The following is a 25,705-nucleotide window of genomic DNA, read 5'->3' as shown; positions in this document are numbered from 1 at the left end:
TTAAAAATTAAGGCCTTACAAATGTAAGGCCTTAATTTTAAAAACTGGTACTATTCCCACTCAATTGTTGCTGGTGGTTTTGAACTAATATCGTAAACTACACGATTCACGCCCTTTACCTTGTTAATAATATCGTTTGATATTTTCATCAAGAAATCATAAGGTAAGTGAACCCAGTCAGCAGTCATACCATCTGTTGATTCTACTGCTCTAAGCGCTACTACTTTTTCGTACGTACGCTCATCGCCCATAACTCCAACACTGTTTACTGGAAGTAAAATTGCTCCAGCCTGCCAAACTTTATCGTATAATCCCCAAGATTTTAACCCGTCGATAAAGACAGCGTCAACATCTTGTAAAATTTGTACTTTTTCTGGAGTAATATCTCCTAAAATTCTAATGGATAATCCTGGACCTGGGAAAGGGTGTCTTCCTAATAATTCAGGATCTATTCCTAAAGTAGCTCCAACTCGTCGCACTTCATCTTTGAAAAGCATTCTAAGTGGTTCTACAATTTTTAATTTCATATAATCTGGCAATCCACCAACATTATGGTGTGATTTAATAGTTGCCGATGGTCCTTTTACAGAAACCGATTCGATAACGTCTGGGTAAATAGTTCCCTGCGCTAACCATTTTACGTCTTCGATTAAATGTGATTCATCATCAAAAACTTCGATAAATACACGTCCAATTGTTTTACGTTTGGTTTCAGGATCGCTGATTCCTGCTAATTCAGAAAGAAAACGATCTCCAGAATCTACACCTTTTACGTTTAATCCCATTCCTTTGTATTGGTCTAATACATTTTGGAATTCATTTTTACGAAGTAAACCGTTATTTACGAAAATACAGTAAAGGTTTTTACCAATTGCCTGATTCAATAAAACCGCGACAACAGTTGAATCTACACCACCTGATAATCCTAAAACAACTTTATCATTTCCAAGTTTCTCTTTTAATTCTGCCACCATTTCTTCTACGAAAGCATTTGGTGTAAAGTTTTGAGGAACTTCGGCAATTTTTACTAAAAAGTTCTCCAGCATTTTTGATCCATCTGTAGAATGGAAAACTTCTGGATGATATTGAATTGCATAAGTAGTTTCGCCTTCAATTTTATAGGTCGCATATTCTACATCATGCGTGCTTGCTAATTTTACAGCATTCGTTGGAAGCGCTTTGATACTATCGCTGTGGCTCATCCAAACCTGGCTGTTTTCTGAAACTCCTTCAAAGAAAGTTTCATTATCCTTAATATAAGATAAATTTGCTCTACCGTATTCTCTGGTATTTGAAGTCGCTACTTCTCCGCCGCTAAAATGAGCTAAGTACTGCGCTCCATAACAAACGGCCAGCATTGGCATTTTACCTCTAATTTGCGATAAATCAGGATGAGGCGCATCTTCTCCTCGAACAGAAAAAGGGCTTCCTCCTAAAATTACGGCTTTATAACTTGATAAATCACTTGGAATGTGATTGTAAGGAAAAATTTCGCAGAATATATTTAATTCGCGAACTCTACGCGCAATAAGCTGAGTATATTGCGATCCGAAATCTAAAATAAGTACGTTGTGTTGCATGCGCAAAAATACTTTTTATATTCGAAATTGAAAAATCCGCAGGTTGAAAAAATAAATATTTTTTCAACCTGCGGATTTTTAGGTTCAAAGGTTCAGAGTTACAAAGGCTCAGAGGCTTCTTTTTTTACTTTGAATCTTTGCTCCTTTGCTTCTGTGAACCTCAAAACTATTTTTTCAACGTTCCGTTTTTTAGGTGCAAAGGTTCAGAGCTACAAAGGCTCAGAGGCTCCTTTTTTTACTTTGAACCTTTGCTCCTTTGCATCTTTGAACCTCAAAACTATTTTTTTTTTCATCGTAGTTTCTAAGGAGCTAAGATTCTAAGGTTCTGAGGTTTTTTCAAAGGCGAAAAACTTAGCATCTTAGAACCTTAGCGCCTTAGTATCTTCAAAAAACTAAAACCCCACTTATTTCGTATCTAACAAAAAACCCATTTAAACCTAACCATGAAATCAAAATTTATTGCCATTGCCTTTTTACTTTCGCTATCAGTAACGTCTTGTGATGCGGTTGATGACTTATTAAGTTTCAATATTTCGAATGAAACTTCCATTAAAATTAAAAGCACTTCGCCCATTAATCTGCCTACAGTAATTATAATGCCGGATGTTACCACCAATTCTTCTGCCGAATTTGAAAACAATAAAACGAAAGCGAGTTTGGTGAAAGATATCAAAATCAGATCGCTTAAATTATCAATTGTCGCTCCTTCCGATAAAACATTTACTTTTTTGAAATCGGTTCATTTATATATTTCAACGACAAATTCTGATGAAATTGAATTAGCCTATCAGGATAATATTAATGCGATGACAAATACAATTGATTTAATTTGTACCGATAAAAAACTAGATCAATACATAAAAGCAGACAGCTACAAAATAAGAACGCAGGTAACCTTAAAAGAAACACTGACAAAAGATGTGACTGTAAAAGCAGATATGAAGTTTAGAGTTACTGCGGATCCATTTTAAGGTTCTGAGGTACAAAGTGGCAAAGGCTCAGAGGTAAAGAAGTGTAAGTACTTCGTTACCTCTGAGCCTTTTTTAATTTTATCTAAAAAGCAAAAACCTTTGTTGCTTTGTCTCTTTGAGCCTTTGAACCAAAAAAACTCTGCAACTTTAAACCTTTGTCCCTTTGCACCTCCCAAAAAACCAATTCTTTTCCTTAATTTTATAGAAGCCCTATATCTACCCAGTGATATTAAAATACAATTGAGTAAGAAGTAAACCATAACCAATGTTGTACTGCTTAAATATTAATTTTAAAAACATAACACATGAGTAAAATAGTTGCTGAACAATTAGTCGACATGTTGGTTGAAGCCGGAGTAAAACGCGTTTATGCCGTTACAGGAGATAGTTTAAATCATTTTAATGATGCGATACGCAGAAACGGAAAAATAAAATGGATTCATGTACGACATGAAGAAGTCGGCGCTTATGCGGCAGCGAGCTGAAGCAGAACTGGATGGTTTTGCTGTTTGTGCGGGAAGTCGCGGGCCTGGACACGTTCACTTAATTAACGGATTGTATGATGCGCATCGCTCACACGTTCCTTTATTAGCAATCGCCTCTACAATAAACACTCCCGAAATGGGAATGGATTATTTTCAGGAAACGAATACCATAAAACTCTTTGACGATTGCGATCGCTATAATCAAATGATTATGACAGCCGAGCAGGCGCCTCGTATTATTCAAACCGCAATACAGCATGCTTTAGGTAAAAAAGGTGTCGCCGTTATTGGTTTACCTGGAGATGTATCTGAATTAAAAGCGGTTGAAAGTAATATATCGACTCAGTATTTTCATTGCAATCCTGTCATCAGACCTTCTGATACTGAATTGCGAGCAATTAGCAAAAGTCATTAATGAAAGTACCAAAATAACTTTATTCTGCGGTATTGGAGCTGAAAAAGCACACGATCAGGTGGTAAAATTATCGCATCATATTAAAGCTCCTGTTGGATATTCTTTTAGAGGAAAAATGAGCATTCAGCCTAATAATCCAAACGAAATAGGAATGACAGGATTATTGGGACAGCCTTCTGCCTATCATAGTATGCACGAATCGCATTTGGTTTTATTATTAGGAACTGATTTTCCTTATGATAAATTCATGCCCGCTGATAATAAAATTATTCAAATCGATACCAGTACCGAACGTTTAGGAAGAAGAGCCAATCTTTATATGGGATTGTGTGGTGATGTTGCCGATACTATAGAAGCACTGCTCCCGCTTCTGGAAAACAAAACCGACGATAGTTTTTTAGAAGCACAGCTGAAATTCTACAAAAGCGTTAAAGAAAATATGAATACCTATATTAATGATAACGGCGGAGAAGACACTATTCAACCTGAATATGTTGCACATATTATTGATAAGTTAGTCGCTAATAACGCCATTTTTACTGTAGATACAGGAATGACTTGCGTTTGGGGAGCACGTTTTATTAAAGGAACGGGCGAACGAAAAATGCTGGGTTCTTTTAACCACGGATCTATGGCAAATGCAATGCCAATGGCAATTGGCGCCGCTTTGGCACATCCAGAAAAACAAGTTATCGCCATGTGCGACGACGGCGGTTTATCTATGTTATTAGGTGATTTGGCAACCATCCATCAATATAATATCCCCGTTAAAATTATTGTATTCAACAATCGTGCTTTGGGAATGGTAAAACTAGAAATGGAAGTTGGCGGTTTACCCGATAACGAAACTGACATGGTGAACCCAGACTTTGGATTAATTGCACAGGCAATGGGGTTTCAAGGCATCAATGTTCACAAACCGGAAGAAGTTGAAGGAGCAATAGAAAATGCATTTCGACATAATGGTCCCGTTTTATTGAATATCTTTACAAACCCAAATGCTTTGGCAATGCCTCCTAAAGTAGAATGGGAACAAGTTGTAGGTATGGCAAAATCAATGACTAAATTAATGCTTGGAGGTAAAATGGATGAAGTTTTTGACACCATTAAATCCAATTACAAACACTTAAAAGAAGGCTTGTAAAAAATACATGCCCAATTTAAAAGAATAACTTTATGAATATAAACAGTACAAAATCGTATACCAAATATTACATCATTGCGTGGGTATTTGGTCTAGTTTTTTATTTCTTAGATTACGTAATACGCTCTGCTCCTGCGGTAATGCTTCCAGAACTTTCACACAATTTTTCGGTAAATGAGATTGGATTAGTAACAATTATTGGAACCTATTATTACACCTATTCTACCTGCAGTTTAATTGCGGGAATAGCGCTGGATAGATTTGGAGCCAAATATTCACTTTTTGCTGGAGCGCTTATTTTAGGAATTGGCTGTTTATTGTTTATGATTTCAAGTCAGTTTAGCGACGTTGTCGGTAGATTATTTCAAGGTGCTGGATGCGCTTTTGCTTTTCCTGGCTGTGTATATTTGGCAAGTAAAGGATTCTCGGCAAAATCTCTTGCAACGGCAATTGGCTTTACCCAATGTCTCGGAATGCTTGGTGGTTCTGCAGGACAATTTGTTGTTGGTCCTTGGATTGAAGAAGGAATGAATATCAATACTTTTTGGCTCTTAATTGGAATTTTCACTATTATTGTTGCCTTCGGACTATGGTTTGTAACTCCAGCAAATGTTGCAGACAAAAATGCCGAAATCACAGAAAAGAAACAAAGTCTGCTAAATCCTTACAAGATCGTTTTTAGTAATCCGCAATCATGGTACTGCGGGATCATTTCAGGATTATTGTTTGCACCTACAACTATATTTGCGATGACTTGGGCAGTTGCCTTTTTTCAAAAAGACCGTGCTTTCGACTTTCATACGGCAACAATATCAAGCGCAATGGTCGCTTTTGGCTGGGTATTCGGCTGTCCGCTTTTAGGATATATTACAGATAAAATAAATAAGCGCAAACCTGTTTTAATATTTGGTGCCGTCTTTATGATTTTAGCTTTAATTCAGCTGTTGTATTTTCCAGATTTATTTCCAACGAAATACAGTATGTTTGCATTAGGAGTAGCTTCAGGCGCCGCTATGATTCCTTATTCTATCATTAAAGAAGCCAATCCAGATAATGTAAAAGGAAGTGCCACAGGAGCAATTAATTTTATCACTTTTGGAGTAACAACACTTTTAAGCCCTTTATTCAGTCGTTTATTTGGACAGACTCTCGAAGATACACTTGATAAAACAAATCATTTTCAACAAGCAGGCCTATTTTGGATTATCGGAATTGTGATAGCTATTTTAGTAAGTTTTCTGCTGAAAGAAACAGGCGAAGGAAAAAAATTAGAGCCTGAAAGAATTAGTATATAAAAAACATGGATTAAGATAGGATCACGAAATAGTGGTCTTATCTTATTCTTTTGTCACAACAATTGAAGCTTTAAAACCTGCTTCGCAAGATTATCCCAGTAATCGCTGGTTACCATTACACCTTTATCATCATAAACTTGGATTTCAGCTGTGTTTCCACCAAGAGTTCCAATATTTAAAGCTTCGAAATCTAATTTATTAAAACCTGGGTTAAGATTAATTTTTACTTGTTGGAAATTCGAATCTAATAAAAGTCGGTCACGAACCACAACTTCATTGGAAGATACTCTTACTAAATCGCCATCAATTGCACCAAAATCACGAAACTTAACAATAAAATATTCTGATTTGGTTTTAAAATCTCCAAGCGAAATATTTTTCTTTACCAAAACACCGCGTCCTTCTTTTAACCCGGCATCTTTTAAAGCTTTATCTAAATCCTTTTCCATTTTTGCTACATAACGATCGCCTGGATTAGCAAAATCAGTTTCGGTAGACATGGTGAATTTGCTTTTTTCCTCTCCAATCTGAAATTTAGATTTTTGAGTTATTGTAGTGTTTTCAAAAACATTTGGTGTTTTTATATTTGGAATATCATTTAATTCTGCCTGTGGATCTTTTGTCTCAGGAGCTGGAATCTTTTTTGGTTTTGCGCTAAACTTTGGTGCAGGAATAGGCTTGAATTTTGTACCAAATTCCGTTTGCGCTGAAACACTTACAGCGGTAAAAAATAATATAAAAATTAAAATGTGCTTCATTGAAAAAGTATTATCTAATCGGCTTTTATAATTAATCTTAAAAATTGTCCAGCATCACAAAAATAGCATAATTTAATTAGGCACTGCAACTTTAGGACTTTTATAACAATATATTAAGCTAATTTTTGGAATCAAAAAACCTGCCAGAATTTCTTTTGTTTAAACTTAATTTAAATTCTAAATTTAAAAATTCAAAATTCCAATCCTACCTTTTTATAGAATAAAATCAAATACAAACCCAATATATCATTTTGATAATTAACAACTTATTCTTAACTTCAAGACTTTATTTTACGATTTAAAAATCTCAACAAAATGGATTATATCGATTATTACAAAGTATTAGATGTTACAAAAGTCGCGACCGAAGCAGAGATCAAAAAGGCCTATCGAAAACTGGCGAGAAAGTACCATCCCGATTTGAATCCGAATGATAAAGAAGCTGAAAAAAAATTCAAAGAAATTAACGAAGCGAATGAAGTTTTAAGCAATCCTGAGAACCGAAAAAAATACGACAAATACGGTAAAGACTGGAAACATGCTGACGAATTTGAAAAAGCGGGTTACGATCCGAATCAGCGACAAAGCAGACAACAAAGCGGTTCTCAATATTCTGGAGGCGATTTCTCTGGTTTTGGAGGCGGTGATTTTTCTGGAAGCGATTTTTCAGATTTTTTCAATTCTATGTACGGTTCTTCAGGAAGAAGTTCAAGAGGTCAGGCAAAATACCGCGGACAGGATTTTAATGCTGAATTGCAACTTGAATTAGCTTCTGCTTATACTACGCACAAACAAAATCTAACGGTAAACGGAAAAAATATCCGAATTACAATTCCGGCTGGAGTTGAAAACGGGCAGATTATTAAAATTCCAAATCATGGCGGACCAGGTGTAAATGGCGGTCCAAACGGTGATTTATTTATTACTTTTTCTATTGCTAATAATTCAGAATTTAAACGTGAAGGCAATAATTTGTATGCCGATGCGCCGCTTGATTTATACACAGCAATTTTAGGAGGAGAAACCTATGTGGATACTTTTGATGGAAAAGTAAAAATTAAAGTACCGGCAGAAACACAGCCTGGAACCAAAGTGAAACTGAAAGGCAAAGGTTTTCCTGTTTACAAAAAGGAAAATCAGTTTGGAGATTTATATATTACTTATACGATACAAGTTCCAACAAAATTGTCAGATAAAGAAAAAGAATTATTCGAAGAATTAGCAAAACTAAGAAATCATGAAAAGTAAAAATTTAATCCAGATAAAACAGTTTTGTTTGTACCACGAAATTGAAAATACGTTTATAACCGAACTTTACAATTATGGTTTAATTCATATTATTATAGAAGAAAACGATGAATTTCTGGAGCCGGAACAACTTCCAACGGTAGAAAAAATGATTCGAATGCATTACGATCTGAAGATTAATCTGGAAGGAATTGATGCGATTGCACATTTGTTGAATAAGATTGAAACCTTGCGAGCAAAATTTAAATACAGCACATAATAAGCTTCGACTTTACGAAGAAAAACATATCGAATAACAATTTAATATCACAAAAAAGCTTGATTTCCGATTTGATTTCAAGCTTTTTTTAATGAATGCCAAAAGCATAATTCTTAAATTGCAGCATCTTAATTAACCTGAATTTGCTTTTTAAAAACCCTGTAAACAAATTCGCAAAATATAAAAAATGAAAAGAGAAAACATCTTAACTGGATCTCCGTGGGAAGACAAAATGGGATATTGTCAGCGCAGTTAGAATTGGTAATATTGTTGAAGTTTCTGGAACTGTCGCTATTGTTGACGGTGAAAAAGTAAAAGCAGATGATGCTTATGCTCAGACGTATAATATTTTAGAGCGAGTTGAAAAAGTGTTAGAAGATTTAAATGTAGGGATGAAAGATGTAATTAGAACACGAATTTTTACTACTGATGTTTCTACTTTTGAAGAAGTTGCAAGAGCTCATTCTTCTTTTTTTAAAGATATAAAACCAACTACAGGATTTTATGAAATCAGTAAACTAGTTGCTCCGGAATATTTGGTAGAAATAGAATTTACTGCTGTAGTGCAATAATATTTATTTGCCGCGAATTTCACTAATTTACACTAATTATTTTTGCCACAGATTAGAGAATTTAGAGATTCATCTTTATTTTCCTCAATTAAAAACTGATTAATTCGTGAAAATTCGTGAAATTCGTGGCTAAAATATATTTCACAAAATCATTCATGACTCTAAACCTAAAAGAAACACTGTTATCTATTCCAAAATGGATTTTAATCTGTGCTTTAATAGGTATACTTTCAGGATCTGCATCTGCTTTTTTCTTAGTTTCTTTAGAATGGGTTACAAAATATAGAATGCGACACGAATGGATTATCTGGCTTTTGCCTTTCGGCGGATTTCTTGTTGGATTGAGTTATTATTACTGGGGAGAATCTGTAGTAAAAGGAAATAATTTACTGCTGGAAGAATATGAAAATCCAAAAAAAGTGATTCCGTTTAAAATGGCTCCTTTAGTACTTTTAGGAACACTGATTACACATTTATTTGGCGGATCTGCAGGACGCGAAGGAACGGCAGTACAAATGGGAGGCGCCATTGCTGATCAATTTACTAAAATCTTTAATCTCGATAATTCTGAACGTAAAATTTTAATTATTCTCGGAATCAGCGCTGGTTTTGCTTCTGTTTTTGGAACACCGCTGGCGGGAGCTATTTTTGCTTTGGAAGTTTTATATTTCAGTAAAATAAATTTCAAAAGTATCATTCTATCATTTTTAGTCGCTTATGCGACTTATTTTACTGTAGAATTTTGGCAGGTAAAACATACTCATTACAGCATTCCTGTTATTCCAGATCTTAGCATAAACAATATTATTTTTACACTAATTGTTGGAATTCTATCTGGATTCGCCGCTTTATTATTTTCAAGAAGTACGCATTTCTGGGGTTCGCTTTTTTCAAAAAACATTAAATATCCGCCACTTCGCCCCGTAATTGGCGGGGTAGTTTTAGCCATTGCATTTGCAGGTTTTAGTTTTACAAAATTCTCTGGATTGGGAGTTCCTGTAATTGTCGATTCTTTTTCAAATCCAAATCAGTGGTATGATTTTTTACTTAAAATTCTCTTTACAGGATTTACACTTGGAGCTGGTTTTAAAGGCGGAGAAGTAACTCCATTATTCTTCGTTGGTGCCACTTTAGGAAGTGCATTATCAGCAGTTATTCCAATGCCGATTGCTCTTTTAGCTGGAATTGGATTTGTTGCCGTTTTCTCTGGCGCTACTCACACGCCTATCGCCTGCACTATTATGGGAATGGAATTATTCGGAATTGCGCCAGGAATATTTATTGCTATTGCCTGCACAATTGCCTATTTTTCTTCGGGTACTGTTGGAATTTATAAATCGCAGATTGTCAAAGGAGCGAAATCTAAATTATACAAAAGAATAAATTCCAATTTTTAAGTTTTAAGTTCTAAATTTTAAATTCCAAATTCCAACTCTTATTAGAAACTTTCAGATTTACTTCAAAATAAATCTGCTTAAAAATGCGTTTTTGTGTGCAAACTCTTTGAATGTGTCTACCAATTTCAAACACTTAAAATAGATTCTAAAAATAACTGAAAACTGAAACTGAAAACTGCGACTAAATATTTTCAGCATTACATTAAAAAAATGTAAATTCGCACACTATGAAAATACAAGACATTCAAGCGATTCAATTATTACTCGTCGCCCCAAAGAAAATTGTCATCATTCCGCATAGAGGACCAGATGGCGATGCAATGGGCTCTACATTAGCATTATATCATTTTTTAATTAAAAATAATCATCAAGCAACAGTAATTGCGCCCAATGATTTCCCTAATTTTTTAGCTTGGCTTCCAGGATCAGAAACTGTAAAAATATTCGAAAAGGATACGGAAAACTGCACCAAGATTTTAGAAGAAGCTGAAATCATATTTACACTCGACTTTAATGCTTTTCATCGTACAGGCGAAATGGAACATACTTTGGCTAAGCTAAAAGCTATTTTCATTATGATCGATCATCATCAAAAACCTGATGATTATGCCGCTTATACCTATTCTGACACAGCATTTGGATCAACTTGTGAAATGGTTTATAACTTTATCACATTCTTAAACAAAAAAGAAGATATTGATAAAAACATTGCAACTTGTATTTATACGGGAATTTTAACCGATTCAGGTTCGTTTCGTTTTCCAGGAACTACAGGAAATACGCATAGAATTATAGCCGAATTAATTGATTTGGGAGTTGAAAACACACAAATTCCAGTCTTATTATTTGATAATAGTTCTTTCAGCAGACTGCAATTATTAGGACGTGCTTTGCAGAACATGAAAATTTTCGAAGCGCACAAAACTTCTTATATGACCCTTACACAAGAAGAATTGGATTCTTTTAATTATGTGAAAGGCGATACTGAGGGAATTGTTAATTATGGTTTAAGCATAAAAGATATTGTTTTTACTGCTATTTTTATCGAAAATAAAGACGAAGGCATTATCAAAATTTCATTTCGTTCGCAAGGAGGTTTTGATGTAAACCAGTTTGCAAGAGACCATTTTAATGGCGGCGGACACAGTAATGCAACCGGTGGAAGATCTGAAGTTTCGATGGAAGAAACGGTAAAGAAATTTGAAGATTTAGTACAAAAACTAACATTATAACCGAATCATGAACAACCTAAAACTTAGCATTTATAGCTTGCTTTTTGCTGTTTTGTTAATCAGCTGTAAGCATCATGAAGAAGCCAGAAGACCTATTTCCAGCGCTTCGGGAACATTCATGAAAAAATCTGCCGATCGTAACAAAAAATTAGTAGCAAACGAAGAGGATGTCATTAAAAAGATCATCAAAAGCAATCCGAAGGTTAAATACTATGCCACTCCAAAAGGCTATTGGTTTAATTATGAAGAAAAAACGCAACGAGAAACAGCATCACCAAGAAAAGGCGATATTGCTTATTTCAATTTGGAAGTAAAAGATATAAAAGGCAGTGTAATTTATTCAGAATCTGATCTTGGCCCGCAGACCTATTATGTGGACAAACAGGATATCATGATGGGATTGCGCGACGGAATCAAGAGAATGCATAAAAATGAAACTGTAACTTTTTTATTTCCATCGCATATGGCTTATGGCTATCATGGAGATAACAAAAAAATTGGTCCAAACGAATCTTTAATCGTTACCGTTACACTTAGAAATTTTGTTGCAGATCCAACTGCTCAAACTGCCGCTTCTGCAGTCCAAGCTCCAAAAACAGCAACTCCAAAGACAGCAACTCCAAAGCCTGCGGCGCCAAAACCTGCAACACCAGTAAAAAAAGATACATTAACTCCATAAAAAACAATCTCTTAAGATGAAAAAGATTATTTTGTTATTATTAATAGCCGTTAGCTCATTTTATTCTTGTAAAGACGACCACAGTAATCTGCCTGATGGTTTATATGCCAATATCGAGACAAACAAAGGTCATATTATTGTTGAGCTTGATTACAAAAAAGCACCAATAACTGTTGCTAACTTTGTGACTTTGGCTGAAGGTAAAAACGAATTTGTTACACATGAAAACTTAAAAAACAAACCATTTTTTGATGGTTTGAAATTCCATAGAGTTATTGAAAGCTTCATGATCCAAACTGGTGATCCTTTAGGAACTGGTTCTGGAGATACTGGATATAAATTTAAAGATGAGTTTTCAGATTTAAAATTTGATAAAGCTGGTGTTTTAGCAATGGCCAACAATGGACCTGGAACAAACAGCGACCAATTTTTTATTACACATGTTGAAACTCCTTGGTTAGACAACAAACACACGATTTTTGGTCATGTAGTTGATGTAAAAGATCAGGAAGTGGTAAATAAAGTAATTCAAGGCGATAATATCGTTTCTGTAAAAATTATCAGAAATGGTGAAGCGACTAAAAAGTTTGATGCTGTAAAAGTATTTCATGATTATTTTTCTGAAATCGCAAAAGAACAAAGCAAATATGCAAGCAGTTCAAAAAGAAAAAGTGGCTTATTACGCTTCTATTAAACCAAAAGCAACTAAAACAACAAGCGGACTAGAATTTGTAATTACTGAAAAAGGAAGTGGTAAAAAACCTGCGAGCAGGAACTCAAATACACATTCAATATGCAGGTTTTCTTGAAGATGGAACTCTGTTTGACACAAGCTTAGAAGACGTTGCAACACAATTTGGAAAATTTGATCCTGCGAGAGTCGCAGACAAAAGCATATAATCCAATTGATTTTAAAGCGGGCAGTAAAGGTGGTTTAATTCCAGGTTTTATTGAAGGAGTTGAACAGCTTTCTATTGGAGATAAAGCAGTTCTTTTTATTCCGTCTCACTTAGCGTATGGAGAAACTGGTGCTGGTGCTGTCATTCCGCCAAATGCAAATATTATATTTGAAATTCAAATCACAGAATAACCGTAAAACTTTTATAACCATAAATTTAAAGTAATGAAGTTTAAATTTTTATTTTTATTTTGCTTAGCAATAGTAAATATTCAGGCTCAAACTAAAAAACCTGCGACTAAACCTGTCGCGAAGGCAAAAACAACTACAGTCGCGAAACCTGCCGCTAAACCAAATACAAATCCTAACGAAGGAATTTTTGCAACAATTTCAACTACTAAGGGTGATATTGTTGTTACTTTAGAATATGTAAAAGCTCCAGTAACTGTAGCTAATTTCATTTCTTTGGCAGAAGGAAAAAATCCGAATGTAAAAGTCGAAAAATTAAAAGGAAAACCATTTTACGACGGCTTGAAATTCCATAGAGTTATTAATGATTTTATGATTCAAGGTGGAGATCCCGACGGAAATGGTTCTGGAGGCCCTGGATATTCATTTAAAGATGAATTTAGAGAAGAACTAAAATTTGACAAAGGCGGAATTCTGGCAATGGCAAACTCTGGTCCAGCAACAAACGGAAGTCAATTTTTTATTACACACAAAGATACTCCTTGGTTAAATGGAAAACATACCATTTTTGGACATGTTGTTTCTGGAATGGACAATGTAAATAAAATTGTTCAGGACGATATTATGACAAAAATCACTATTACACGAAAAGGTGCGCAGACTAAAAAATTTGATGCTGTAAAAGTGTTAACTGATGAAGCAAAAAAAGAAGAAGCAAAAAAATTAGAAGCTGAAAAAGTGATTAAAGACAAAGTCGCTTATTTTGTCGCAACAAAAGCAAAAGCAACTGCCACTGCCTCTGGTTTAAAATATGTTATTACTAAAAAAGGAACTGGTGTAAAAGGTGCTGAAGGTTCAACAATCTATTTCCATTACGCTGGATATTTTGAAGATGGTAAATTGTTTGACAGCAGTATTCCCGCAGTAGCAAAAGCGTACGGAACATATGATGCAAACAGAGATGCTCAAGGAGGTTACAAAGCTTTTCCTTTTACTGTTGGTAAAAAAGAAGGCATGATCCCTGGTTTTATAGAAGCTCTTGATATGATGACAGACGGAGATAAAGCAATTTTCTTTCTTCCTTCTAATTTAGCTTATGGTGAAAAAGGAGCTGGAAGCGTGATTCCACCAAACTCTACTTTGGTTTTTGAAATTGAAACGTATCAAAATCAGCCAGCAAAATAATTAAAAGAGAATTCTATTTTCTATTAGATACAAAAAACATCAAAATATATTTTTGATGTTTTTTTTGTTTTACAATTATTCTAATCATTAACATATTAATAATTTAAGCATTCAAAATCAATATTGACCAATAGTAAACTCAGTATTTAACTATTCTTTCTGCTGAATCCTAAACAAAATAACTTACCTTTGCCGGCTTTAATTTTTTAAAACAAGTAAATTATGACGTCTCAAAACAATGTATTAAAAGGTGTTTTTCTGGTAGCTTTAGGAGCAACTACATACGGAATGCTCGCTACTTTTGTAAAAATGGCTTATACTGAAGGATACACGACTGCAGAAGTTACGACCTCACAATTTATTTACGGAATTACAGGTATTTTACTAATTAACCTTTTTCAAAGAATAAAAAATAAAAACACAGCTGTAAAAGCAACTCCAAAAAATATATTCAGTTTAATGCTTGCCGGAACTTCATTAGGAATGACAAGTTTGTTTTACTATTTGGCTGTAAAATATATTCCTGTTTCTATTGGAATCGTTTTATTAATGCAGACTGTTTGGATGGGTGTTTTACTTGAAATGATTTTAGAAAAAAAACTGCCTTCTAAACAAAAAGTCATTGCGGTACTTATCGTGCTTTTTGGAACCGTTTTAGCCACAAATATCATTCATAACGACATTTCATTAGATTGGCGTGGTTTGCTTTGGGGAATTTTAGTCGCAGCTTCTTTTACTACCACTATGTTTACAGCAAATCGTGTAGCAACCGAAATTTCATCGGCACAAAGAAGTCTTTATATGCTTTTGGGTGGTTCAATAATTGTTTTTTCATTTGCGTTTGCTACTCAGGTTACTCCTTTTAATCTTGAAATTTTCTTGAAATGGGGAATTGTATTGTCTTTATTTGGGACTATAATTCCACCAATGCTTATGAATATTGGTTTTCCTTTAACAGGAATTGGACTTGGAAGTATTGTTTCTGCTCTTGAGTTACCTGTTTCTGTTATGATGGCGTATGTTTTATTAAACGAAGCAGTAATCTTCTCTCAATGGGTTGGAATTGTTTTAATTATACTTGCGATAATTATTATGAATGTAAATTTTAAGACAAAAAATAAATCAATTTAAGTATTATAAAAAAAACATTTCTTGTAATGTAATAATTGTTAATTTTTTTATAAATTCGTGATAAATAATTATTTATCATGACATTACCTTGGCATTTATATTTGATGGCTTTATTATATATAGGTGCTGGAATTAATCATTTTAGAAAACCCGGAATGTACATAAGAATCATTCCGCCAGTATTTAAAAACCCCAAATTACTAAATATTTTAAGTGGTGCTGCTGAAATTATTTTAGGCCTTCTCCTAACCCTGCCTTTTACTACACACTTCGCCGCCTGGGGAATTATAGCTTTATTAATTGCTGTTTTTCCTGCAAATTTCTACATGTTTCAAAATAAAAAAGCAGGTTTTGGTTTACCAAGATGGATTTTATTTGTACGTTTGCCCTTACAAATCATTTTGATTTATTGGGCATACCAATATACATTCTAACATTAACCATTAAATTATTTTATTATGAAAAAATTATTTGCTGAGTTCTTCGGAACTTACTGGCTTGTTTTTGGAGGTCGCGGAAGTGCCATTTTTGTCGCCGCATATCCTGAATTAGGCATTGGATTTGCAGGTGTTGCACTTTCCTTTGGTCTGACAGTAGTGGCAATGGCTTATGCTGTTGGACACATTTCTGGAGGACATTTTAATCCAGCAGTTTCTTTTGGATTATGGGCAGGAGGAAAATTTCCGATTAAAGATCTTATTCCGTATATAATAGCGCAATGTATTGGAGCTATAGTCAGCAACTGGTACATTGTATACTATTGCATCTGGAAAAGCTGGTTTCGTAATTGATAACACTAAAGCTGGAGCATTTGCCTCAAATGGTTTTGGAGCGTTTTCTCCTGACGGCTATTCTTTACAGGTCGCTTTCATTGCAGAATTTGTTCTCACCTTGTTCTTTATTTTAATCATTCTTGGCGCAACAGACAAATTTGCTAACAGTAATTTTTGCGGTATTGCAATTGGTTTAACACTTACTGTAATCCATTTAGTTAGTATTCCAATTACAAATACCTCTGTAAATCCTGCAAGATCACTTTCTCAGGCAGTTTTTGCGGGAGGCGGACCATTATCTCAAGTCTGGCTTTTTTTGGGCGGCTCAATTTTGGGTGCAATTGCAAGCAGGATTCATCTATAAAAATCTATTACAGCAAGAGGGTGAACCAGAAAAAATAGTTCTATAAAAATTACTTCATAAATAATTATAAATTAGCCTATAATTAGTATTTTTAAAGAGAAAATCAGATACATTTCTATTTGGTTTTCTCTTTTTAGTTGGATAAAACCGAAAAGAAAACTGTCTCAACTCAAATATTGATGTATTATGAACGAAATTATTTCTTACTTCAGTACAATTCCATCTTCGCATAGAAGCTTGATTCTGGTTGGCGGTATTACATTATTCTGGCTGATCGAAAATTCTTTTCCATTGTTCCGAATGCAGTATAAAAAATGGTCGCATGCAGGAATCAATTTCTTTTTCACATTTACTACTATTGTTGTCAATTTTATTTTGGCATTCATTCTAATTAGAACCGTCGCCTGGACTGTAGAAAATCATTTTGGTCTTCTACAATTGCTTCCACAAATTCCTCTTTGGCTTTACACCATAATTGGATTATTACTTCTGGATTTAATTGGAGCTTATTTAGCTCATTTAGTAGAGCATAAAGTAAAATTTCTTTGGCAGTTTCACTTGGTGCATCATACAGACACTTGGATCGACACCACCACTGCTAACAGGCATCATCCCGGCGAAAGTGTTATTCGTTTTATATTTACCACTTTGGGAGTTTTGATTGTTGGAACTCCAATGTGGATGGTTTTTCTTTATCAGTCCTTATCCGTTATCGCTTCTCAGTTTAATCATGCCAATATTTCGCTTCCTAAAAAATTAGATCTATTCCTGAGTTACTTTATAGTTTCTCCCAATATGCACAAAGTACATCATCATTATGTATTGCCTTACACTGATAGTAATTATGGAAATATTTTTTCTATCTGGGATAGGATTTTTGGAACTTTTACCTATTTACCAAAAGATCAGCTGGTTTATGGTGTAGACACGCATATGAGGCCTGAAGAAAACAATGAATTGAAGAATCTGCTAAAAATACCATTTCAAAAATCACGATCTTTCAAAAACAATTAAAATCACTAAAAAAAGTATACTTTACTGAAACAACTTATTATTTTTTTTTTAATATTGATACAGAAATTGAAAATCAATCTATTAATCATTAACACCCTATTTTGAATTAATTTTCACGAGATGAAAAAGAGTAACCGTAAAGAATTGACTTGGGAACAAACTGAAAAACTTGTTTCGTTAGCTTTAGAAGAAAGGAATCCATTTGAAATTATAAAAAAAGAATTTGGATTCGCAGAAAAAGAAGTCTTGGATATCATGAAAAAGAAGATGCCTCTTGAAAAATTTGAGATGTGGAAAAAGAAGGCAATTGCAAACAAACCAAAACCAAAACCAGTAAAAATAGATGATTTTGATGAAGATTTGGATGGAAAATATTATATAAAAAATAAACTAGACTAAATTTGAAGCTCCTGTTTTTCAGGAGTTTTTTTTTATTTTTTATTTTAATGTAATTTTTTAGTAACTTTTCTATGTTTTTTGTGACAAATACAAATAACTAAACATATACAAATGAAAAAAATACTTTACACCTTAGCTCTAGCGGTAACATTTTGGAGCTGTAAAACAGGTAGTACTGGAGCCGCTGAAAAGCAATACAGTAGAGGTTAACATCAATTTGACTGACGTAAAAGACGACAAAGTTTTGGTAACTGTTACGCCGCCAGCTATAAAAACAGACGAAATTGTTTATAGTATTCCTAAAACCGTGCCTGGAACTTATTCTACAGATAATTACGGAAAATATGCGGAAGATTTCAAAGCATTTGATGCTAAAGGAACTGCATTAACTGTAAAAAGAATAGATGACAATTCTTGGTCTATTTCTAATGCGAAAACATTAAAAGCAATCACTTACCTCGTAAACGATACTTTTGATACTGAAAAAGGTACTGGATTTGGTAACGATGATGTTTTCTCTCCAGCAGGAACCAACATTGACGCAGGGAAAAACTTCATGTTGAATACACATGGTTTTGTAGGGTACTTTAAAGACAAATTAGATGTTCCGTACAAAGTTACTGTTACACACCCAGAAACACTTTGGGGTGCAACTTCTATGACAGATGAAGATGCAAGCAATACAGCTGATGTATTTACAACTCCTCGTTATGCTGTTTTAGTAGAAAATCCGATTATGTATGCTAAACCAGATTACACTACATTTAATGTAAACGGAATGGATATTTTAATCGCTGTGTACTCTCCTACTGGAAAATTTACTGCAGAAAGCATTACGCCAGAAATGAAAACGATGATGACTGCTCAGAAAAACTTTTTAGGAAAAGTAAATGCTACTAAAAAATATACTGTTTTATTGTATTTATCCAGCATGGCAAAAGACGATGCACATGGTTTTGGAGCATTAGAACACCCAACAGCAACAACAGTAGTTTTACCAGAATCAATGCCAAAAGAAAAATTGGTAGAATCTATGAAAGACGTTGTTTCTCATGAGTTTTTCCATATTGTAACGCCATTAACTGTTCACTCAAAAGAAATTCAGTATTTTGATTATAACGACCCAAAAATGTCTGAGCATTTATGGATGTATGAAGGTGTAACAGAATATTTTGCAAATCTTTTCCAGATCAACCAAAGTTTGATTGACGAAGCTGAATTTTATTCTCGTATCGCTGATAAAATAGAACAAGCGAAAGGTTTAAACGATACAATGTCGTTTACTGTAATGAGTAAAAACGTACTTGAACAACCTTATAAAGATCAATACTTAAATGTATATCAAAAAGGAGCTTTAATCGGAATGTGTATTGACATTATCATTAGAGAGAAAAGCAACGGAGAAAGAGGTATTCTTGATTTAATGCATAAATTATCTAACGAGTACGGTGTTGAAAAACCATTTAATGATGATGAGCTTTTTGCAAAAATAACTTCATTGACGTATCCTGAAGTGGGGGAATTCCTTAAAAAATATGTAGCAGGAACTACTCCAATTCCTTACGATTTTTACTTAGCTAAAGTGGGGGTAACAAAAGCATCTGAGAAAAAACCTGGAAATGTTTTCATCAAAGGACAAAGTCCATATATTACTATTGACAAAGCAACAAAAGAAATTGCTGTTCGTGGTGATATCGAGCCAAACGCTTTCTTCAAAAACCTGAATTTAAAAGGCGGCGATAAAATCTTAGCTGTTAACAACAAACCATATTCTCTAGATAACATCTATGATTTGATTACTGAAAGTGAAAACTGGAAAGAAAATGATCCAATTACTTTAAAAGTAAAAAAAGGTACAAAAGAAGAAACAATTAAAGGAACTGTAAAGTTACCATACGAAGAGTCTGAAACTTTTAAAGCAACTGATGCTTCAAAAGACAAACTTAAAAATGCATGGTTAAAAGGATAATTTCTTTTAAAACAAAAAAATAACCGACAAGTGATTGTCGGTTATTTTTTTGTTTACTAACGGTTAAACTGTTATTTGGTTGTTAGGCTGTTATTACGTTTTTCAGAATGAGGGCACCAAGGATCACACTGGTATTTCCTCACTGTCATTCTGCCAATCTTTGTCGAGTTTCGAGTGTGATCCTTCGTTCCTCAGGATTGACAAGATTGTCTGCATAAGTATACCTTTGTCAAAGTTTTAACCTTTGCCAAAGGTTTTTTGTTTTGTCATCCTAACAAAGAATGACAAAATTATTTTTATTTCTTCACCGGAAACTTCCAGTCAAATTCGTCTTTACTATTAATGATCGCTCCAATTTCGAATTTTACAACCTCATCATATTCTGTCTGAAGAATAAACCAATTGTCTTCATTAAAGTAATTTTCGAAAGTATCAAAAGTTTCCTGATTGTATTTTGTAATTCCTTTTGCAGACAAAATCTTTCTTTACCTCTTCAATTTTTCTTCCGATTATTTTGAATCCGAAAACTTCTAAATCAGCGCTTGAAGCAACTAGGTAACCTAATTTTAAATCTTCTTCCTCATAAAATGTCAATCTGATTTTTTGTGCATTGTAAACAAAAATCACATTATCATCTTCGTCTTTATAGTTTTTATCAGGTTTTCCTAAAACAGCTGTTACATCATTCTGCTTCATCCCGAAAAGCAATTTATCAATTCCTGATTTTAAGTTTATTTTCATCTTTTGTTTTCTTTATTTGAAATGCAAATTTCGTGAAGTTTTTTGTTCTTCTGCCACGAATTACACAAATTTTATCGAATTTTAATAATCTTATTAATTGACTATACAGCCTTGCAATCTTTAGTTTATCCTGCAAGGTTTACAAAACCTTGCAGGTATTTATATGCATCACGAAAATACACCTAAGAGGTTTTGTAAACCTTGCAGGAGCTTGGAATCAAAACCTAACAGGTTTTTAAAACCTGTTAGGTCTATATCTCAATTAAATACTAAAACCTTAAATACTTAGTACCTCAGAATCTTAGAACCTCAGCACCTTATCTAATTTTTTCTTCGGTTTACTACTCATGTAAAACGTAATCTTACCGCCATTTAAGATATCATTATGTTTTAAAAATGGCTTATCTAATTGTTTTCCATTCAACAGCACTTTGCTTACAAAAACATTTTTATCCGATTGGTTTACTGTTTCCACTTCAAAGTTTTTTCCGTTTTCTAAATTAAAAACTGCTTTTTTAACCAGCGGACTTCCTAAAGCATATTCGTCAGAACCTGGAGCGACAGGATAAAATCCTAAACTGCTGAAAATGTACCAGGCACTCATTTGTCCGAAATCGTCATTACCGCCCAAGCCATCAGCTCCATTTCGGTACATTTTTTTCAAGATCATTCTGATTTTATCTTGGGCTTTCCAAGGAGAATCTGTCCAGTTGTACAAATACACTACATGGTGCGAAGGTTCGTTTCCGTGGACGTAATTTCCAATGATTCCATCTCTGGTAATATCTTCTGTATTTTCAAAATACTTGTCTGGCAAATGCATATTAAATAGAGAATCTAAACGAACTTTAAATTTGTCATTTCCTCCCATCATTTTAATCATATCTGCTGGATCTTGAGGTACGTATAAACTATAATTCCATGAATTTCCTTCTATAAAACCCTGACCGTGCGTATCTAGCGGATCAAATTCTTTTTTAAAAGTTCCGTCATTCAGTTTAGGGCGCATAAAACCTGTTTTCTCGTCATAAACGTTTTTATAGTTTTTAGACCTTTCGATAAACTCATTATAGATTTCCGTTTTTCCTAATTTCTTTGTCGCCTGAGCAATTGCCCAGTCATCATAAGCATATTCTAAAGTTTTAGAAACCGATGCACCATTTTTATCTTCTGGAACGTAACCTTTTTTCATGTAATAATCCAGTCCGTCGTAATACGGAACTTTTGCTGTATTCACGCATGCCTGAAGTGCTTTTTCTGCATCAAAAGTAATATTCCCTTTTACAATCGCATCAGCAACAACAGATACGGAATGATAACCAATCATACACCAGTTTTCATTGGCATAATGCGACCAGATTGGAAGCATTTTATGAACGCTTTGATCCGAATGTGCCAGCATTGAACTCACCATATCAGCATTTCGTTTTGGCTGTACAATATTGAATAACGGATGCAAAGCTCGATAAGTATCCCAAAGGGAATAACTGGTATAATTCGTGAAATTTTCGGCTTTATGAACATTCATATCCAAACCTTTGTAATTTCGGTCTAAATCCATGTATTCTGTTGGACCAAGAAAAGCATGGTACATTGCCGTATAAAAGTTAACTAAATCTTCTTTCTGAATTGTTTCAACCTGAATTTTATTCAATTCTTTGTTCCAAACTTCCTGACTTTGTTTTTTTACTTTTTCGAAATCCCAGTCTGGAGCTTCTTTTTTCATATTTTCTAATGCTCCGGCAGAACTAACGGGAGATAAAGCCATTTTAATTTTGATTTTCTCTCCTTCATTCGTATCAAAATCAAAAAACAGTTTTAAGTTTTGACCTGCCATTTCTGGAAAATTTTTGGTTTGATCGAATCTTCCCCAAAAACCTCTATAAACACTTTTTTCCTGCGCCGCTTGTCCGTAGCTTTTAATTGGCTTGCTAAACGACATTGCAAAATATACGGTTCTCGTTCTTGCCCAGCCGTTTGTCTGGCGGTAACCGGTGATTAAAGTATCGTTTTCTACTCTGACAAACGTCCAAACATTCTTTTTATCATAATTGTAAATCCCTGAAGTTAAATCCAGAATAATATGCGCGTCATCTGACTTTGGGAAAGTATATTGATGCATTCCAACGCGAGTTGTTGCCGTGAGTTCTGCTTTTATTTTATGGTCTTCTAGAAAAACGCTGTAATATGCAGGTTCTGCTTTTTCTGTGGAATGAGAAAATGCCGATCTATATCCAGACAAAGGTTTTGAAGCAACTCCGGGATTTAATTGTAGTTTTCCTGTTGTCGGCATGATTAAAAAATCACCTAAATCCGAATGGCCTGTACCGCTGAAATGCGTGTGGCTGAAACCTACAATTGTTTTATCTTCATATTGATATCCCGCACAATATTTGTACACTTCGCCATTATATTTTCCGTTTAAACTATAGGCAATCGTATCTGTCTCGGGGCTTAACTGCACGCTCCCAAAAGGAACTGTTGCACCTGGATAAGTATGACCCATTTTTGCAGTTCCAATCATTGGATCTACGTATTGAATTAGATTTTTTAAGTTATCCTGTTTTTTTTGAGCATGAATTTCATTACAACAGTTTATTGCCAGTAACAATAAAAAAACGCTTTTAAAAAACTTTAGAAGATTAATTTTATTCATATTTTAGGTTTAATTTATTTTTCTTTAGAAAGTGAAAATGGAGCTGTTTTTGGTTTTCCAATTTTATTTTGAGTATTATTCATTTCAAAATCGATTACTGCTCCGTTCATTAAATCTTGATGCGAGAAATAGCTTTTATTATATTCTGCACCGTTTAAAGATGTATTTTGAATATATTTATTTTGATCGCTGTTATTTTTGGCATTGATTATAATTTGTTTTCCGTTTTCGAGATTGATCGTGACTTTCTTAAACAACGGAGCACCAATAACATATTCACTGCAAGTTGGGCATACAGGATAAAATCCTAAGGCAGAAAATACATACCACGCAGAAGTCTGTCCATTATCTTCATCCCCGCAATAACCATCTGGTGTTGGTTTGTACATTCTATTCATGGTTTCCCGAACCCAATATTGTGTTTTCCAAGGTTCATCTGCGTAAGCGTATAAATAAATCATATGTTGAATTGGCTGATTTCCATGCGCATACTGTCCCATGTTGGCAATCTGCATTTCGCGAATTTCGTGAATTACTTCTTTATAATACGCTTCATCGAAAATAGGTTCTAATGAAAAAACTTCATCTAGTTTTGCCGCAAATTTTGCTTTTCCGCCCATCAGGTTTATCAAACCATCGACATCATGAAAAACAGACCAGGTGTAATGCCAGCTGTTTCCTTCTGTAAAGGCATCTCCCCATTTAAATGGATTAAACGGACTCATAAATTTTCCATCGGCTAATTTACCACGCATTAATTTGGTTTCAGGATCGAATAGATTTTTATAATTCAAACTTCTTTTCCTGTATAATTCTATTTCTTTTTTAGGTTTTCCTAATGCCTTTCCGAGCTGATAAATCGAAAAATCATCATAAGCATATTCTAAGGTTCGTGCCGCACTTTCGTTAATAGAAACGTCATATGGAACATAACCAAGTTTATTATAATAATTAACTCCAAATCTCCCAACAGCGTTTAACGGTCCTTCGTTATTTGCTCCATGAATCAAAGCCTGATACAAAGTTTCTATATCATATTTATAGGCGCTTTTATTTTTCAAATAAGCTTCTGCTACAACCGATGCTGAATTGTTTCCAACCATAACGTTGCGCAGTCCCGGACTTCCCCATTCTGGAAGCCAACCGCTTTCTTTATACGCATTCAAAAGTCCTTCCTGAATATTGGAGTTTAACTCTGGTTCTAGAATGTTCAAGAGAGGAAACAACGCCCTGAAAGTATCCCAAAATCCAGTATCGGTAAACATGTATCCTGGAGCTACTTCTCCATTGTACGGACTATAATGAACTATCTTTCCGTTTTTATCGTATTCGAAAAATTTTCTCGGAAAAAGCATTGTTCGGTACAAACAAGAATAAAAAACCTGATTTTGTTCTTTTGTTCCTCCTTCGGTAATAATAGTCCCCAGTTTCTTATTCCAAATTGCTCTTCCTTTTTCTTTTATAGTCTCAAAATCATTAGAACCAATTTCTTTTAAGTTTAATTCGGCCTGCTCAAAACTTATAAATGAAGACGCTACTTTTGCCGTAATAATTTGTCCTTTTTTAGTTTTAAAACCAACCACGGCACCAGTATGATCTGAAGTAACTTCTTGTTCCTTTTTTAAAGTTTTATCACTAAAAGTATTTATTTCTTCAAAAGGCTGATCAAACTGAATGACAAAATAGTTTTTGAAATTAGTTGGAACTCCTCTGCTATTTTTGGTCGAATATCCTATTATTTTGTTTTCATTGGGAATGATCTTGATATAAGATCCTTTATTAAATGCATCAACAACTATATATGATTTATCATTTTCTGGAAACGTAAATTTAAAATAAGCGACTCTTTCTGTCGGACTTATTTCTGTTGTTACATCATAATCTGCCAAATAAACGCTGTAATAATATGGTTTTACAATTTCAGATTTATGCGAAAACCAGCTTGCTCTTTCGTCTTCGTTAAAAACAGGTTTTCCTGTAACGGGCATTATCGAAAACTGTCCGTAATCGTTCATCCAAGGTGAAGGTGCATGCGTTTGTTTGAAACCGCGGATTTTATCTGCAGAATAAGTATAAATCCAGCCATCGCCCATTTTTCCCGTTTGCGGAGTCCAAAAGTTCATTCCCCAAGGTAATGCTATCGCCGGATAAGTATTTCCGTTTGAAAGATCTGGTTTAGAATCACTTCCTATTAACGGATTTACAAAATCTACTGGCTCGTGAATTTCTGTTGTCGTTATTTTTTGTGCATTAATAAACTGATTGTAAAAGAACAACGAGAAAAGTATTAATAACCTCATAGTTGGATTAGTTTTAGGAATTTAAAAATGTAACTTCTGGTTAGAAAATTA

Annotated in this window: 17 protein-coding genes and 6 pseudogenes; 18 read left to right on the top strand and 5 right to left on the bottom strand. The window is 34.1% G+C overall.

Going from position 1 to position 25,705, the window contains the following annotated elements; translation table 11 throughout:
* Positions 1-50: 50 nt before the first annotated feature.
* Positions 51-1,580, bottom strand: coding sequence for a glutamine-hydrolyzing GMP synthase (gene guaA / locus ACZZ95_RS14135; RefSeq protein ID WP_463469531.1), 1,530 nt, complete (start codon positions 1,578-1,580; stop codon positions 51-53).
* A gap of 27 nt (positions 1,581-1,607) precedes the next feature.
* Here guaA and ACZZ95_RS14130 point away from each other — a divergent pair, with 27 nt between their 5' ends.
* The 4 genes and pseudogenes from ACZZ95_RS14130 to ACZZ95_RS14115 all read left to right on the top strand — a co-directional run bounded on the left by ACZZ95_RS14130 (position 1,608) and on the right by ACZZ95_RS14115 (position 5,890).
* Positions 1,608-1,901 (top strand): hypothetical protein, encoded by a 294-nt coding sequence (locus ACZZ95_RS14130; protein WP_463469530.1) that lies wholly within the window; start codon positions 1,608-1,610, stop codon positions 1,899-1,901.
* A gap of 122 nt (positions 1,902-2,023) precedes the next feature.
* Positions 2,024-2,551 (top strand): hypothetical protein, encoded by a 528-nt coding sequence (locus ACZZ95_RS14125; RefSeq protein WP_463469529.1) that lies wholly within the window; start codon positions 2,024-2,026, stop codon positions 2,549-2,551.
* Positions 2,552-2,856: 305 nt separating this feature from the next.
* Positions 2,857-4,595: pseudogene (locus ACZZ95_RS14120) on the top strand (thiamine pyrophosphate-dependent enzyme).
* A 32-nt stretch (positions 4,596-4,627) separates the two neighbouring features.
* Entirely contained in the window at positions 4,628-5,890 is a 1,263-nt protein-coding gene (locus ACZZ95_RS14115; RefSeq protein WP_463469528.1) for an MFS transporter, read from the top strand.
* A gap of 53 nt (positions 5,891-5,943) precedes the next feature.
* On the opposite strand, the gene ACZZ95_RS14110 is transcribed toward ACZZ95_RS14115, so the two are convergent.
* Positions 5,944-6,648: a hypothetical protein gene (locus tag ACZZ95_RS14110; RefSeq protein ID WP_463469527.1), complete on the bottom strand. Its 705-nt coding sequence runs from the start codon at positions 6,646-6,648 to the stop codon at positions 5,944-5,946.
* Between the two features lie 315 nt (positions 6,649-6,963).
* Between ACZZ95_RS14110 and ACZZ95_RS14105 the strand changes: the two genes are divergently transcribed.
* From ACZZ95_RS14105 to ACZZ95_RS14040, 14 genes and pseudogenes are all read left to right on the top strand, one after another.
* Positions 6,964-7,896 (top strand): DnaJ C-terminal domain-containing protein, encoded by a 933-nt coding sequence (locus tag ACZZ95_RS14105; RefSeq protein WP_463469526.1) that lies wholly within the window; start codon positions 6,964-6,966, stop codon positions 7,894-7,896.
* Positions 7,886-8,155: a chaperone modulator CbpM gene (locus ACZZ95_RS14100; RefSeq protein ID WP_463469525.1), complete on the top strand. Its 270-nt coding sequence runs from the start codon at positions 7,886-7,888 to the stop codon at positions 8,153-8,155. The genes ACZZ95_RS14105 and ACZZ95_RS14100 overlap by 11 nt, the downstream gene beginning before the upstream one ends.
* Before the next feature lie 187 nt (positions 8,156-8,342).
* Positions 8,343-8,727 (top strand): annotated as a pseudogene (locus tag ACZZ95_RS14095) (RidA family protein).
* Positions 8,728-8,882: 155 nt separating this feature from the next.
* A complete protein-coding gene (locus ACZZ95_RS14090) occupies positions 8,883-10,124 on the top strand; it encodes a voltage-gated chloride channel family protein (RefSeq protein ID WP_463469524.1) in 1,242 nt (413 codons plus the stop codon).
* A gap of 227 nt (positions 10,125-10,351) precedes the next feature.
* Positions 10,352-11,356, top strand: a complete 1,005-nt coding sequence (locus tag ACZZ95_RS14085) for a DHH family phosphoesterase (protein WP_463469523.1) — start codon at positions 10,352-10,354, stop codon at positions 11,354-11,356.
* 7 nt (positions 11,357-11,363) lie between these two features.
* The gene (gldI, locus tag ACZZ95_RS14080) at positions 11,364-12,035 is read left to right on the top strand and encodes a gliding motility-associated peptidyl-prolyl isomerase GldI (protein ID WP_463469522.1); all 672 of its coding nucleotides are present in this window, start codon (positions 11,364-11,366) and stop codon (positions 12,033-12,035) included.
* Positions 12,036-12,051: 16 nt separating this feature from the next.
* A pseudogene (locus tag ACZZ95_RS14075) lies at positions 12,052-13,125 on the top strand (peptidylprolyl isomerase).
* A gap of 33 nt (positions 13,126-13,158) precedes the next feature.
* Positions 13,159-14,307 (top strand): peptidylprolyl isomerase, encoded by a 1,149-nt coding sequence (locus ACZZ95_RS14070; protein ID WP_463469521.1) that lies wholly within the window; start codon positions 13,159-13,161, stop codon positions 14,305-14,307.
* Between the two features lie 222 nt (positions 14,308-14,529).
* On the top strand, positions 14,530-15,438 hold the full coding sequence (locus ACZZ95_RS14065) for an EamA family transporter (RefSeq protein ID WP_463469520.1): 909 nt from the start codon (positions 14,530-14,532) through the stop codon (positions 15,436-15,438).
* A gap of 77 nt (positions 15,439-15,515) precedes the next feature.
* Entirely contained in the window at positions 15,516-15,872 is a 357-nt protein-coding gene (locus tag ACZZ95_RS14060; RefSeq protein ID WP_463469519.1) for a DoxX family protein, read from the top strand.
* A gap of 24 nt (positions 15,873-15,896) precedes the next feature.
* A pseudogene (gene aqpZ / locus ACZZ95_RS14055) lies at positions 15,897-16,621 on the top strand (aquaporin Z).
* A gap of 140 nt (positions 16,622-16,761) precedes the next feature.
* Entirely contained in the window at positions 16,762-17,589 is an 828-nt protein-coding gene (locus ACZZ95_RS14050) for a sterol desaturase family protein (RefSeq protein ID WP_463469518.1), read from the top strand.
* A 120-nt stretch (positions 17,590-17,709) separates the two neighbouring features.
* A complete protein-coding gene (locus ACZZ95_RS14045) occupies positions 17,710-17,988 on the top strand; it encodes a DUF2805 domain-containing protein (RefSeq protein WP_095953147.1) in 279 nt (92 codons plus the stop codon).
* A gap of 111 nt (positions 17,989-18,099) precedes the next feature.
* Positions 18,100-19,957, top strand: a pseudogene (locus ACZZ95_RS14040) (M61 family metallopeptidase).
* 296 nt (positions 19,958-20,253) lie between these two features.
* On the opposite strand, the pseudogene ACZZ95_RS14035 reads toward ACZZ95_RS14040, so the two are convergent.
* The 3 genes and pseudogenes from ACZZ95_RS14035 to ACZZ95_RS14025 form a co-directional block, all read right to left on the bottom strand.
* Positions 20,254-20,698: pseudogene (locus ACZZ95_RS14035) on the bottom strand (hypothetical protein).
* 301 nt (positions 20,699-20,999) lie between these two features.
* Positions 21,000-23,354: a GH92 family glycosyl hydrolase gene (locus ACZZ95_RS14030; RefSeq protein WP_463469517.1), complete on the bottom strand. Its 2,355-nt coding sequence runs from the start codon at positions 23,352-23,354 to the stop codon at positions 21,000-21,002.
* A 14-nt stretch (positions 23,355-23,368) separates the two neighbouring features.
* Positions 23,369-25,654 carry a GH92 family glycosyl hydrolase gene (locus tag ACZZ95_RS14025; RefSeq protein ID WP_463469516.1) on the bottom strand — a complete coding sequence of 762 codons (2,286 nt, stop codon included), beginning with the start codon at positions 25,652-25,654 and terminating at the stop codon, positions 23,369-23,371.
* Positions 25,655-25,705: the final 51 nt, after the last annotated feature.

The organism is Flavobacterium sp. AC267, from assembly GCF_979258715.1.
The sequence above is the reverse complement of the archived record's forward strand: the minus strand, read 5'-3'. Positions and strand labels throughout refer to the sequence as shown.